This window comes from Exiguobacterium sp. K1, assembly GCF_033721435.1.
Classification (GTDB): Bacteria; Bacillota; Bacilli; order Exiguobacteriales; family Exiguobacteriaceae; genus Exiguobacterium_A; species Exiguobacterium_A artemiae.
In genome coordinates this window covers 317607-330316 of sequence record NZ_JAOTIT010000003.1, presented here as the reverse complement: position 1 = coordinate 330316, position 12710 = coordinate 317607, and the positions used below count along the sequence as shown (strand labels likewise).

At 47.5% G+C, this 12710-nt stretch carries 14 protein-coding genes; 7 read left to right on the top strand and 7 right to left on the bottom strand.

Translation table 11 applies throughout. The annotated features are described in order from the left end of the window. Positions 1-71: 71 nt before the first annotated feature. Positions 72-1511 carry an NADP-dependent glyceraldehyde-3-phosphate dehydrogenase gene (locus N7U64_RS09300; protein WP_318929550.1) on the bottom strand — a complete coding sequence of 480 codons (1440 nt, stop codon included), beginning with the start codon at positions 1509-1511 and terminating at the stop codon, positions 72-74. Positions 1512-1726: 215 nt separating this feature from the next. On the opposite strand from N7U64_RS09300, the gene N7U64_RS09295 reads away from it, so the two are divergent. Further along, positions 1727-2605: a chemotaxis protein CheV gene (locus tag N7U64_RS09295; protein ID WP_214765352.1), complete on the top strand. Its 879-nt coding sequence runs from the start codon at positions 1727-1729 to the stop codon at positions 2603-2605. 81 nt (positions 2606-2686) lie between these two features. Here N7U64_RS09295 and N7U64_RS09290 read toward each other — a convergent pair whose 3' ends face one another. Together N7U64_RS09290 and N7U64_RS09285 are read right to left on the bottom strand one after the other, a co-directional pair. Then, positions 2687-2899 (bottom strand): hypothetical protein, encoded by a 213-nt coding sequence (locus tag N7U64_RS09290; RefSeq protein WP_318929549.1) that lies wholly within the window; start codon positions 2897-2899, stop codon positions 2687-2689. Beyond that, positions 2862-3044, bottom strand: coding sequence for a hypothetical protein (locus N7U64_RS09285; RefSeq protein WP_318929548.1), 183 nt, complete (start codon positions 3042-3044; stop codon positions 2862-2864). Before N7U64_RS09285 ends, N7U64_RS09290 begins: the two co-directional genes overlap by 38 nt. 120 nt (positions 3045-3164) lie before the next feature. Here N7U64_RS09285 and N7U64_RS09280 point away from each other — a divergent pair, with 120 nt between their 5' ends. Beyond that, positions 3165-4100: a magnesium transporter CorA family protein gene (locus tag N7U64_RS09280; protein ID WP_012369886.1), complete on the top strand. Its 936-nt coding sequence runs from the start codon at positions 3165-3167 to the stop codon at positions 4098-4100. A 139-nt stretch (positions 4101-4239) separates the two neighbouring features. Here the strand turns inward: N7U64_RS09280 and N7U64_RS09275 are convergent, their stop codons facing one another. Continuing rightward, positions 4240-5343: a PP2C family protein-serine/threonine phosphatase gene (locus N7U64_RS09275; RefSeq protein WP_012369885.1), complete on the bottom strand. Its 1104-nt coding sequence runs from the start codon at positions 5341-5343 to the stop codon at positions 4240-4242. 121 nt (positions 5344-5464) lie between these two features. Between N7U64_RS09275 and ytzI the strand changes: the two genes are divergently transcribed. Both ytzI and N7U64_RS09265 read left to right on the top strand, forming a co-directional pair. Beyond that, positions 5465-5635, top strand: coding sequence for a YtzI protein (gene ytzI, locus N7U64_RS09270; protein WP_012369884.1), 171 nt, complete (start codon positions 5465-5467; stop codon positions 5633-5635). Positions 5636-5766: 131 nt separating this feature from the next. Further along, positions 5767-6324 (top strand): hypothetical protein, encoded by a 558-nt coding sequence (locus N7U64_RS09265; RefSeq protein WP_318929544.1) that lies wholly within the window; start codon positions 5767-5769, stop codon positions 6322-6324. Between the two features lie 38 nt (positions 6325-6362). Here the strand turns inward: N7U64_RS09265 and N7U64_RS09260 are convergent, their stop codons facing one another. Both N7U64_RS09260 and N7U64_RS09255 read right to left on the bottom strand, forming a co-directional pair. Continuing rightward, a complete protein-coding gene (locus N7U64_RS09260) occupies positions 6363-6950 on the bottom strand; it encodes a YdcF family protein (protein ID WP_318929542.1) in 588 nt (195 codons plus the stop codon). Between the two features lie 154 nt (positions 6951-7104). After that, entirely contained in the window at positions 7105-7926 is an 822-nt protein-coding gene (locus N7U64_RS09255) for an endonuclease I family protein (RefSeq protein ID WP_214766008.1), read from the bottom strand. Positions 7927-8260: 334 nt separating this feature from the next. On the opposite strand from N7U64_RS09255, the gene amyS reads away from it, so the two are divergent. After that, entirely contained in the window at positions 8261-9802 is a 1542-nt protein-coding gene (gene amyS, locus N7U64_RS09250; RefSeq protein ID WP_012369880.1) for an alpha-amylase, read from the top strand. Between the two features lie 60 nt (positions 9803-9862). Here the strand turns inward: amyS and N7U64_RS09245 are convergent, their stop codons facing one another. Then, a complete protein-coding gene (locus N7U64_RS09245) occupies positions 9863-10477 on the bottom strand; it encodes an NAD(P)-binding oxidoreductase (protein WP_318929539.1) in 615 nt (204 codons plus the stop codon). 226 nt (positions 10478-10703) lie between these two features. Between N7U64_RS09245 and N7U64_RS09240 the strand changes: the two genes are divergently transcribed. Both N7U64_RS09240 and N7U64_RS09235 read left to right on the top strand, forming a co-directional pair. Next, positions 10704-11627, top strand: a complete 924-nt coding sequence (locus N7U64_RS09240) for a MoxR family ATPase (protein WP_318929537.1) — start codon at positions 10704-10706, stop codon at positions 11625-11627. Between the two features lie 4 nt (positions 11628-11631). Further along, complete coding sequence (locus N7U64_RS09235; RefSeq protein WP_318929535.1) at positions 11632-12699, top strand: DUF58 domain-containing protein; 1068 nt, start codon at positions 11632-11634, stop codon at positions 12697-12699. The last annotated feature ends 11 nt before the right edge of the window (positions 12700-12710 follow it).

The window sequence follows — 12710 nt, the reverse complement described above, 5'->3', positions numbered from 1 at the left end:
CAGGATACTGTCCGTTGGATGCAAAAAAGCGACCTTTCCGCAGATTGAAAGGTCGCTTTGATCAAACTATCTTATTTTAAGTTAAGCACTGTTAATTTATCACGTGTCATTGAAGCGAGGCTTCGTCCGACACCTTGAACGCCAAGACCCGATGATTTAACGCCGATGAACGGGAAGTGATCGGGACCACGTTCCGTCCGACCGTTGATTTGGACAGAACCTGTTTCAAGCGCATCCGCGACACTGAATGCTGCATCGATGTTTTCCGTGAAGACACTTGCTTGAAGACCGTATTCCGATTCGTTCGCATACGCGATCATTTCTTCAACCGAGTTGACACGAATGACAGGTAAGACCGGTCCGAACGGTTCTTCCCATGCAATTCGCATATCGCGTGTCACATGGTCAAATAATGTCGGCTCAATCAAGTTCGCTGTCCGGTTGCCGCCTGTGACAAGCGTTGCGCCTTTTTCTTTCGCATCTGTAATCAAACCTTCAACGAAATCAGCTGATTTTGTATCAATCAACGGCACGACAATACTTTCGTCTTCCGGTGAACCGACTGTCAATTTCGCGATCCGGGCTGATAACTCTTCTACCAACGCATCCGCCTGTGGTTCAAGAACGAAGACCCGTTTGATGGCTGTACAGCGTTGACCGGAGTACGAGAACGCACCGCTGATGATGTGGTCTGCCGCTAATGACAAATCGGCATCCTCAAGAACAAGCGCCGGATCTTTTCCGCCGAGTTCGAGGACGAGCGGAATCATCGCTGATTGACGTGACAAGTGTTGTCCTGTCGCTGTTCCGCCTGTGAAGGTAATCATGTTGATGCCCGGGTGAGCCGTCAAATAATCTCCGATGACTGAACCGCGTCCAGTCACGAGGTTGACGAGACCTGACGGCAATCCTGCTGCGACAAGGGCTTCGACCATTAACGTCCCACTGATCGAACCTTGTGTTGCCGGTTTGAAGACGACGGCATTTCCTGTCATCAAAGCAGGTGCCAGTTTCGCTGCTGCCAGGTTGACCGGGTAGTTAAACGGTGAAATTGCAAGGATGACACCAAGCGGCGCTTTTTTGATGATGGCGATTTTTTTCGCACTTCCGCCCGGGAACGAGTCCCCTTGCATCATTTGACCGTCAAAACGAAGACCTTCCTCTGCTGTGTAACGGATGATTTCTGCCGTCCGCTTGACTTCTTTAATTCCGTCAGCTAGCCCTTTACCGACTTCACGCATGATGACTTCGCCAATCTCGCTCGCACGCTTTTCAAGTTCTGTTGCCCAAGCATGGAGCAATTCAGCGCGTTTATTGGCAGGGACTTTCGCCCATTCTGCCTGTGCTGTTTTAGCAGACGCGATTGCCCGGTCTACTTCTGTTTTTGTCATCGCTTGAACACGACCGACTGTATCTTCTTTATAAGGTGAAGAAATTTCAATGGTTTCATTGGATTCACTTTCCTGCCATTGCCCGTCTAATAAGTATGTGTATGTTGTTGCTGTAGTCATTCCACTCGACCTCCATTTATTTTTTCTCTCTCACTTCAGTGTGTGGCTGCATAGCCTATTGTAATCAATTGGTCAGACAAATGCCAAACTTTTTGCTTAACATAAAATGAAAGCGATTTCAACAACTTTTTTATTCTTTTTACGGTGGAAGAATTGCTTTTTTCTGCCGATAACTAGTCAGAAGTGTAGTGCAGGATGGAAAGGGGCTCGATTACGTGTACAATCAACACGATATTTTATTAGAAGCTGGAACAAATGAGTTGGAAATCGTTATTTTTCATTGCGGACCTTACACGTTCGGCATCAATGTCATGAAAGTCCGGGAAATCATCGTTCCGTTACCGATGACACCACTCCCCGGCACACCGGATGCCGTCAAAGGTCTGATTGAACTACGCGGTGAAGTCATGACGGTCATCGACTTACCGACGGTCATCGGTGTCGCCCATGAGGAAACGACAGATGACCGGTTGATCATCTGTGAGTTTAACGGTGAAAAAAGTGTCCTCCGCGTCGATTCTGTAACGGAAATCCGCCGTATTTCGTGGGAACAGATTGATACGCCGAATGAACTCGCCCGAGGCATCGAAGGATTAACGAATGGTGTCGTTAAGACGGGAGATAAGATGATCATCTTGCTCGATTACGAGAAAATTGCGCTCGAGCTGTCACGCAAGGATATCTTCGCCCGCGAAGAAGGCCGTCGTGTTTCGCCCCGCAACCGCTCCAATAAAACCATTTGGATTGCGGAAGATTCGGAAATGCTCCGGACGTTAATCATCGAAACGTTAGAAGAAGCCGGTTATGACGGCTTGAAGTGGTTTATCAACGGTAAGGATGCCTTCGATGCGTTTGAGGCAGGCAGCAACTGTGATCTCTTGATCACCGATATCGAGATGCCGAAAATGGATGGACTGCACTTGACGAAACGATTACGTGAAGATGACCGTTACACGGATTTACCGATCGTTGTCTTCTCGTCCTTGATTTCGGATGACCTCCGCCATAAAGGCGAGTCTGTTGGTGTCAACGCCCAGATTACAAAGCCGGAAATCGGTCGATTGATCGAAACCGTCGATACATACGTCCTGTAATCACTATTTTCCTAAACAAAAAAACCGTCTCCTGTCTGATCAGGAAACGGTTTTTTTAAATCTCTTTTATTTTAAACAAAATCACTGTTTTTTTCCGAGAAATACATTCAGCCAAGTTTTTCTGAACCCTGTCATGCAGTCTTCAATCCGGGTCAAAACACCGGCCGCATTCTCGACTGAGCCTGTCTCAGCCTCTTTTTCCAGCAATTCAAAGTCATCCGCTAAGTCATCCGCCGCAACGGAATAGGAGGCACCCTTAAGTAAATGAGCTAATTTTTTCTGTCTGTTCGGCATCTTTTGCTTCGACCGCTTCCTTTAATTCCGGAAATTTCCGATCAAACTGGGCAATATACGTCTCACCGATTTTTTGCAAGAATACGTCATCGCCGCCGGCAATCAAACGCAGTTCCGCTAACTTCTTTTCATTAAAAAAAGGCATCTTTTCCCCTCCTCTTTTTCTATATTATCATTAATCGTCTTAAAAAAAAATCGGAGAATCATTTACACGGTCTATAGAGTATTCCTATAATAAAAAAGTGAAGAGCAGGAGGGATAGACAATGTTGACGATTTATCGAAGTGATGTGACGGGGGCAGTCAACGAAATTCAGGAGTTTACGAAAGGTTCCTGGATTCATCTTGTCAATCCGACAAAAGACGAAGCCGATCAAGTCATCGCTGCTACGAAAATTCCTGAGGATTTTATTTATGACCCGCTTGATGTCGAGGAAAAACCTCGTTTTGAGAAAGATGATGAAGGTTTGTTGATGATCGTCGACGTTCCTTATATCGAAGAAGAATCATCCGGACGCCGTTACAATACGATTCCACTTGGTATCATCGTGACCTCAAGACACTTCATCACTGTCTGTTCGCAACAGCTGGATGTCTTGACGTTGTTCTCAGGGGGAAAACTCCGGGCGTTCCGGACGAATTACCGTTCCCGGTTCGTCTTTCAGATCCTCTATAAAGTCAGTTCGTCGTATCTTCGATTCCTGCGGCAGATTGACCGTCGAATGGATGAGCTCGAAGAAGAACTGCAACGTTCCATGCGAAATCAAGAAATTTTCCAATTAATGAACTTACAAAAATCACTTGTGTACTTCATGACTTCCTTGAAGTCAAACGACGGCGTACTCGATCGAATCATCAAAACGCCGAGTCTTGAGAAACATGAAGACGACGAAGACTTACTCGAAGATGTGTTCGTTGAACACCGGCAGGCTATGGAAATGGCCCAAATCTATAAAGATATCATCAGTTCGACGATGGATACGTTTGGTTCTGTCATCTCGAACAACGTCAACTTCGTCATGAAGTTTCTCGCTTCCATCACGATTGTCATCTCGATTCCGACGATGATTTCCGGAATGTTCGGGATGAACGTGCATGTACCGTGGGAAGGCGAAGTCATCGGCTTTTGGATTGTCTTCGGCATGATGATTTTCTTCTCGGGGCTGGCAGCCTTTATTTTATGGCGCCGCCGTTTCTTTTAGTTGAACTCCTTCAAAGTCGTAAAAAAATTAAAAAACCACTTCCTTTTGAATGCTTTAGTTTGAAAAAGAGTTCGGAGACGATTGTCTCTTCAGCTCTCTCCGGCTAAGTTCATCAAAGGAACGTGGTTTTTTGTTTCATTTAATTAATTTCGACGGTCACGAGACATAAATCGTCCGCATCATCACTTTGATCCGGTTGAATCAATTGATGGATGGCAGGACCCTGCTCGTGAATCAATTCACGGATGGCACTGATGCCTTCATCAATGCCTTTACTGTATAACTCCATGAAGCCGTCGGTATACAAGTAGACACAACCTGGCGAAACGAGGTCAATCGTTTGGCTTGTATACTCCGAATCTTCGAACATTCCGACCGGCAGTCCCGTATTCTCAAGCGGAATGATTTGATTTCCCATCCGTAACAAGCCCGGTGGATGTCCGGCATTGGCATAACTGAGTTTCATTTCATCCAGTTCGATGTACAAGTACACGGCCGTAAAATAAATCTCCGTTTCATCGCCCGGGAACAGGCGGCTCATCTGTTTGTTTAACTCCTCAAGGACTTTCGCCGGATCGCCGATGCGATGTACGAGCTCAAATAAAATCGAACTCATCCCCATCGTGATCAAAGCGGAGGATACACCATGTCCCATGACATCAAACAGAATGATCCCGTATTTTTGCGGCGAAATCCGGTACCAGGCATACATATCACCCGCCAGTTTTTTCGACGGAATGTACGTCGCCATAATCCGGATGTCTTCGTCCTCGATATTGGCACTCAGGACACTCTGTTGCAACTTTTGTGCTAAATCAAAGTCTTCCTGCAATACCTTTTCATACCGTTTTCGGGCGTCGATCGCTTGTTTGAGTGACATGGCGTTCCGGACACGGGCCAACAGTTCCGTTTTCCGGATCGGCTTCGTCGTATAGTCGGAAGCACCGGCATCCAGTCCGTCCGCAATATCCTCTTCATTTGATCGGCCGGATACGATGACGATCGGCAACTCATCCAAACCAAAGCGTTTACGAATTAAGCGGGTCGCATCGATACCGCTGATTCCGGGCATTTCGACGTCAAGTAATACAACATCCAGTGTTTCGATGAACAATGGATCTTCCATCAGCTCCAGCGCTTCTTCCCCGCTCATCGCTTTGACGACATCGTACCCCTCGTTTTCAAGCAAACGTTCTAAAATCATCAAATTCGTAAACTCATCATCTACGACCAGTATACTCATGTTGTCACCTCACTCTATCCATATATTCATTGAAAATAGTTTAGCATACAATTTACATTTTCGTTTAGACGAAAGATGCTTTTTCCGTCATACTAAAGAAGAATGAAAGGAGGAATGGATCATGTGGCTTTATGTCGTCTCCATTCTAATCATCGTCTTCGTCTTAGTCGCTTCAATCCTCGTGATTTCAAAGGGTTACGGCTACAAAGGCAATAAAGATGACATCGAAATTGATTACGATGAAATCAACCGTAAATTATCTGAAAAACACGATGATGAACATCGACCGTAAGACAATCAGACTGTCTCAGACCATCATATCATTGGATGGTCTTTTTGTTGTATTACAAATGCATGTTTTTAGTTGTGAGATAAGGGTATATTCCTATCATGGTCAAATCATATTCTAAGGGAGTGTCAATCATGCAACCAAACTTACCAAACGATCCACATGCCGTCCACGCTGAAAACCCGAACCGTCAGTTCGATCAGGAAACTTCATCTGGTCGTCAAGTCAGTTTACTTACAGGAATGCTGCTTGGCGCAGTCGTCGGTGGTCTCCTGACGTTACTCAGTTCTTCGAGCCGTCAAAATACGAAGCAAAGCCTACGTGGCGCGAAAGACTCGGTCTCGACGCTTGCTTCATCGATTAAAGAAGATCCGTCTGGCAAAGCATCACAAGTCATCAACCAAGTGAAGAGCGCTTCAAGCATCATTCAAGAAGTCGCATCAGACGTTCAAAACGTCTACGATAAAGTCAACACAGAACTCGATACGGTCAAATCAGACGCTTCATCGGTCAAAGAGACTGTCAATGAAGCGAAAGGTGACCTAAACTCCATCAGCAGCAAAGTCGTTGAAGCAAAAGATGTGGCGCTCGGAAAAGAAGAAGCACCTCCTGAGCATCAACCGAACACTACTCATCAAAACGATTCTAATCAAGATGACTCTAAGTCAAATGATTCGCAACTCAACAAATAAATTCGACGACACCTTTCCGAGTAACGGAAAGGTGTTTTTCATTGAAAATATTTTACGACAATCGCGACACGTTCCCGCATACCATAACGCAGTACACCGGACAGTGGTGTCGCAGCAGGAATCGCGTTGGTCTTCAGATTCATTTGCGCTGCCTCTTTCCGGGCCCGGTACAAATGAAAGTCCGACGTCACGATCGAGACACGGTTTTCGGATGCCGGCAACAGCCGTTTTGAGAAAGTCAGATTTTCGGTCGTCGAAGTCGATTGATCTTCAAGCAATAAACGTTCTTCGCTGATTCCTGCTTGAATCATCCCGCGCCGCATCGCTTCCGCTTCTGAAATCGCTTCTCCGTCTCCTTGTCCGCCGCTTAAGATGAATGTCGTATCCGGGAACTGCTTTCCGTACCGGGCAGCCGCTTCAATCCGGTTACTTAAAATCAACGAGGGTGTCTCTCCTTTGACACCGGCTCCAAGCACGATGACATATGGATGTTTGCCGTTTGCAAGCGGCCGTTCTCCTTTCGCGACGAACCAGCCAATACTGAACCAAAAGACAGCGAGCAACAGAAGCAGCCCAAGACCAGTCTTATAAAAACGTCCTCCGATGCGTTTCATCGCTTTTTTCATTATGCTATCCCCTCAGTGGTAAAAGTCCTGCCGTTTAATTTTCACTTCTTTTTATACGCCGGATCTAAAAAAAGGTTTCACATCGTTTTCTCAGTCAAAAAAAGAGACACGTCCGAAAAAAATCGGTGTGTCCCTCTTTCAGATCTGTCTGACATTAATTTCCCCAAATTGATGTCACGTATTCCGGATGATCGATAAATGGATTCCGGTTTTTTTGCCACTTTTCAAAAATGATGTCATTGCGTCTGATTTCCGTCGCATCGACCGGATCCAGCTTATTCCAGGCTTTTAATGTCGACAGTTTTCCGTGAAGTGGATTCGTGCCATTGCTGACATTTTCTGATGCTTCCAAATCAATTTCACCGCCGCCTTCATAGCGGACAGCCATATAGAAGATCATACGTGCGATATCGCCTTTGACACGTGTCGGCGGTTCCCATGAATCGCTGTCACGGTAGCAGTCACAACCGGCATACTTCGTGCCGCCGTTATCAAAATCAAGATTCCCCCGGGCACTGTTGACAACAACGTCTTCCGCCCGCAGATGATGCAGATCCGTTCCCGGTCCGTTGCTTGTTCCGAAATCACCGTGCGACTTCGCCCAGACGTGCTCACGGTTCCATTGACCGACGTTCCCGCCGTTATTGCTCTTCGCAATCGATTTCCCCGTGTACAGTTCAATGACATTATTCGCATTGTTCGGATCTTGGTCCGTTTCCTTCAGAGCAGTCCAGACCGTGTCGTACGATACTTGTGTATGGTTATCAATGATGTCATGTAACGAGGCTTTTAATGCCGCTCCTGTTTTACCTGACGCCGGCAGATAATATGCGTCGATCGTCGATTGTGACGTGACCATCTGCGGTCCGGCAACGATTTTGGTCGGTTCTGTCTTAGCAATGACCGGTGTAAACGAAATTGACCCAAGTGCAAGTGCCGCGACAAGCGCCCCGCTGATTTTCGACTTCCAATTCATACTGTGTTTCCCCCTTGGTTACATATGTATGTGCTCGTCTTACCTCCTCATTTTCACACCTCCTTTCACATCTGAGAAGCTGGACAAAAGACCTTGAAATCCCCGAAAAGAAACTGAATCAAAATTCATTCGGTTGTTCAAGAGTCCGATGGTCCTGTTTTTTTCTTTAGAACAGGTCAACCGACCAGTTATTCTTCTCTTTAAAAAATATTCCAGGTTCAAAAGTCACGAAAACAAGATGTTCAGAAATAAACGCCACGGGTGATACAGCAACTTTCAAGACTTGCTATACTATAAATGCAAACGCTTTCATAAACTTACAGGAGGTCTTTTCATGAAACAAAAACGCTTGATTGTCGCGACACTCGCGACCGCCACTTTTTTAGCGCCACTTGTGCAACCGATTGCAGTGGGTGCGACAGCGGATAACGGTACGATGATGCAGTATTTTGAATGGTACGTTCCAAATGACGGCAACCACTGGAATCGTCTCGGCAGTGATTCAACGAAACTCGATCAACTCGGAATCACGTCTGTATGGATTCCGCCCGCTTATAAAGGAACCACACAAAATGATGTCGGTTACGGAGCTTATGATTTATACGATCTCGGCGAATTTAATCAAAAAGGAACCGTCCGGACGAAATACGGAACGAAAGCTCAACTCAAAACGGCCATCAATCAACTACATACAGCCGGCATCGATGTCTACGGGGATGTCGTTATGAACCATAAAGGCGGAGCGGATTTCACGGAAGCCGTCACAGCCGTCGAAGTAAACGGCAGCAACCGGAACCAGGAAATCTCGGGTGACTATCAAATTCAAGCCTGGACCGGATTTGATTTCGCCGCGCGGAACAATACCTATTCGAACTTTAAATGGAAATGGTATCACTTCGACGGAACGGACTGGGATCAATCCCGTTCGAAAAGTGCCATCTATAAATTCCGTGGGACCGGAAAAGCGTGGGATACCGATGTCTCGACCGAGAACGGAAACTATGATTACCTGATGTATGCCGATATTGATTTCGATCATCCGGAAGTCCAGCAGGAAATGAAGAACTGGGGCAAATGGTATGTCAACGAACTCGGTCTCGACGGATTCCGTCTCGATGCCGTCAAACATATCAAACACGGTTACCTTGCCGACTGGCTCGCAAACGTCCGTCAGACGACCGGAAAACCGTTATTCACGGTGGCTGAATATTGGCAGAACGACCTCGGAACGCTGCAAAACTATTTGAGCCGGACGAACTATCAGCAATCGGTCTTCGATGCCCCGCTCCACTACAAGTTCGAGCAGGCAAGTAAAGGCGGCGGCTATTATGACATGCGGACGATCTTTGACGGCACACTTGTCAAAACGAATCCCGTCCAGGCCGTCACACTCGTCGAAAACCATGATTCCCAACCCGGACAGTCGCTCGAGTCAACGGTACAGTCATGGTTCAAACCGCTTGCTTACGCCATGATTCTGACACGTGAACAAGGATATCCGTCGGTCTTCTACGGCGATTACTACGGGACAAAAGGCACTTCGAACCGTGAAATTCCGGCGCTTGCCTCTAAAATCGATCCGTTGTTAAAAGCGCGGAAAGACTTTGCCTTCGGAAAACAAAATGATTATCTCGACAATGCGGACGTGATCGGCTGGACGCGTGAAGGTGTGACCGACCGGGCGAAATCTGGTCTTGCAACGATTCTGTCGGACGGTCCGGGCGGCAGTAAATGGATGTATGTCGGTCTTCAAAACAAAGGTGAAGTCTGGACGGACATCACCGGTAACAACACCGCTTCCGTCACGATCAATCAGGACGGCTACGGTCAATTCTTCGTCAACGGCGGCTCGGTTTCCGTATACCGCCAGCAGTAAAGTGCATACAAAAAGCCGATTTCCGAAGGACTTTTTCCGTCCTTTGAAAATCGGCTTTTCTTATTCGGCCAGTCCGACGCTGCTCCGGACATGTTCCCCCTGCTCAATCGCTTCGAGCAAAAAGTGGGCGACGTCTGCCCGGTTGATTTGCTTCGCCTGTTCCGGGACACCATTGTCCGCCTGACGATACAAACCGGTCAACGGACCGTTCATCAATCGAAGCGGTCGCGCGACCGTATACGCTACATCGGCCTGTTTCAACAGTTCAATCGCCTGCCGGTGATCCTTTAACGGATTCTTGAGAATTTGTTGGGCAAGTAATCCTTGTGCACCCGGAAGCTCCTGATCGACTCCGGCAGAAGCGACATAACCGATCCGGTCGACGCCATTCACCTTCATCGCGTTCACGATTCGTAAGAGACTCCGCTCGAGAAAGCCGCTGTAAGACAGACTCTCGGTTCCGAGGGCTGTCAGCACCGCCTCTTGTCCCTGCATGGCTTGATTGACCACTTCCTGATTAAGTACATCCCCTTCGATGACGTGCAATTTCCCGTCCGTCAATTCGAGTTTATCCGGATTGCGAACGAATGCCGTCACCGTATGCCCGTGGGCGATTGCCTGTTTGACCAACTCCTGTCCGGTTTGTCCGGTCGCTCCGAAAATAATCAGCTTCATACAAACTGCCTCCCTTTATCTGTTCTCTTATTCAACTACCCTTCCCTTTCAGCCCGTAATCGTCCGGTCTTTTTTCCTGAATCAGAAAATAGTTTCTTCTTGTTTTCAATTTGTGCTAAAATTCAGTTAATATTATTGGATATTTTTTCCTTAAGATGATGTATTTTCTGGATTTCTGATAAAAACAGCTGTTTGAATTTTATTTCATGATATGGAGGCGTACATAGTGAAACTACAACAATTAAAAGACCAGCTCAATACGATTTATCTGGGAAAGTCCGATGTCATCGATTTGTGTTTAACGGCCTTGATTGCCGAAGGCCATATTCTGCTCGAAGATGTGCCGGGGACCGGGAAGACGATGCTCGCGAAAGCTCTTGCCAACAGTTTTGACAGTGCCTTTTCCCGGATTCAGTTCACAGCGGACCTCCTGCCATCTGATGTCATCGGCTCCGACTTCTTTAACATGAAAACACAGGAATTTGAGAACAAACGCGGACCGCTGTTCGCGAACGTTGTGTTGATCGATGAAATCAACCGGGCTGTCCCGCGCACCCAGTCAGCTCTGCTCGAAGCGATGGAAGAACGCCAAGTCTCGATTGGTGGAACGACCTATCAGATGCCGGCTCCGTTTTTTGTCATCGCAACGCAAAACCCGATTGAATCCGCCGGAACGTTCCCGCTACCGGACGCCCAGCTTGACCGGTTCATGGTGGCGATTGAAGTCGGTTATCCGAATCTTGAACACGAACGGCAACTGTTGAACGAAGTCTTGGCCAATGTCCGGAAACAGGCAATCGGCATCGCAACAGGCGGTGACCTGATTACCTGGCAGGAAGAAGCCCGGCGTGTCCACGCCTCTCAGGACGTCCTCGATTACCTGCTCGCCATCGTCCAAGCGACCCGTCATCACGCCCTTGTCGGAGTCGGAGTCAGTCCCCGCGGGGCGATTGCTTTGCTTCGGGCATCACAAAGCTTTGCGTTCCTGAGCGGCCGCGATTTTATCATTCCGGAGGACGTCAAATACTTGGCAAAACATGTGTTGTCCCACCGCTTGACGCTGACACTCGAAGGCGGTATCAAAACGACAAAATCCGATTTGTTACTTCATCTGCTTGACGATATCCCGGTTCCGGTCGAAATGGGGTGACAGGATGTACATCGAACGTTCCGTTCCTTTTTGGCTCGAGCGCCGGCTCTTTTCCGTCTATGTCATCTTGACGTTCGTCTTCTTATTTATCCCGGGACTCTCGTTGATTGGCTTTCTGTTTGCTGCCGTTGGAACCATCCATTATGTCGTCGGTCAGACCGAAAAACAATTACGGCGGGACATTGCCTTAGAGTGGAAACATTACGAACCATTGATGTTTAATCAGGAATCGGCCTCATTACGCCTGCAGCTTTTTGGTCTCGAAGCCCTGCAAAAGTTGGGGTTAAAAACCACGCTGCGGTTGCATACGGAAGATGGCCTGATTTTTCCCGACATGGACCCGCTTCATCCACATACCTATCACGCCGTCATTGAATCGGACGAACAACTCGAGATTCCGATTCAGGCGATGCGGCGGGGACCGGCTCATTTTGATGAACTCACATTAACCATCCGGCTCCCTTGGCGGATGGGTGTCTATCTTTTTACCTTTGATGACTTTCCTCAATTTACGGTCCTTCCTTCGTTGACGGCACAGGCGACACCGCTCCTGTTAAACCGCCTGCGGATCGGGGACCGCGCGGATCGCTACTCACCGCTGAAAAACAAACTGGTTCAACTGGGCGCTAAACCGTATACGTCAGAACCATCCAAGGAAATTGATTGGTATGCGACAGCGAAGACCGGCCGGTTGCAGGCAAAAGTCTTTGAAACGAGTAACCAGGATACGTTCACGCTCGCCTTGAATCTGTCCGGACCAAGCGGTTACGGATTGCATACGAATTTCGAGACGTTCCTTGATCAGACGGCCTTTCTGGTCAGTGAACTGATCAAGGAAGGATGTAAGGTTGAATTGTTCATCAATCATCTGGATGTAAACAACCGGATGACTCATTTGAAGTTGCAAGAAGGACAGCCTCAACTGAAACAAATCCTATTGACGCTGTCGACGCTGTCGACGCGGGATACCTATATTCCGACCGGACAATTCGAGCGGTATGTCACACGCCGGAAACACCGCAACAGTCAATTGATTCAAATTGGCAATGATCTCATTCAGGCTATCGGTTAAACTGCTAATGT

Bases quoted from the DNA above. Each gene is read 5' to 3' on its own strand.
- N7U64_RS09300 (WP_318929550.1), bottom strand. From the start codon at position 1,511: ATGACTACAGCAACAACATACACATACTTATTAGACGGGCAATGGCAG.
- N7U64_RS09290 (WP_318929549.1), bottom strand. From the start codon at position 2,899: ATGCCGAACAGACAGAAAAAATTAGCTCATTTACTTAAGGGTGCCTCC.
- N7U64_RS09285 (WP_318929548.1), bottom strand. From the start codon at position 3,044: ATGCCTTTTTTTAATGAAAAGAAGTTAGCGGAACTGCGTTTGATTGCC.
- N7U64_RS09280 (WP_012369886.1), top strand. From the start codon at position 3,165: ATGTTGACGATTTATCGAAGTGATGTGACGGGGGCAGTCAACGAAATT.
- N7U64_RS09275 (WP_012369885.1), bottom strand. From the start codon at position 5,343: ATGAGTATACTGGTCGTAGATGATGAGTTTACGAATTTGATGATTTTA.
- ytzI (WP_012369884.1), top strand. From the start codon at position 5,465: ATGTGGCTTTATGTCGTCTCCATTCTAATCATCGTCTTCGTCTTAGTC.
- N7U64_RS09265 (WP_318929544.1), top strand. From the start codon at position 5,767: ATGCAACCAAACTTACCAAACGATCCACATGCCGTCCACGCTGAAAAC.
- N7U64_RS09260 (WP_318929542.1), bottom strand. From the start codon at position 6,950: ATGAAAAAAGCGATGAAACGCATCGGAGGACGTTTTTATAAGACTGGT.
- N7U64_RS09255 (WP_214766008.1), bottom strand. From the start codon at position 7,926: ATGAATTGGAAGTCGAAAATCAGCGGGGCGCTTGTCGCGGCACTTGCA.
- amyS (WP_012369880.1), top strand. From the start codon at position 8,261: ATGAAACAAAAACGCTTGATTGTCGCGACACTCGCGACCGCCACTTTT.
- N7U64_RS09245 (WP_318929539.1), bottom strand. From the start codon at position 10,477: ATGAAGCTGATTATTTTCGGAGCGACCGGACAAACCGGACAGGAGTTG.
- N7U64_RS09235 (WP_318929535.1), top strand. From the start codon at position 11,632: ATGTACATCGAACGTTCCGTTCCTTTTTGGCTCGAGCGCCGGCTCTTT.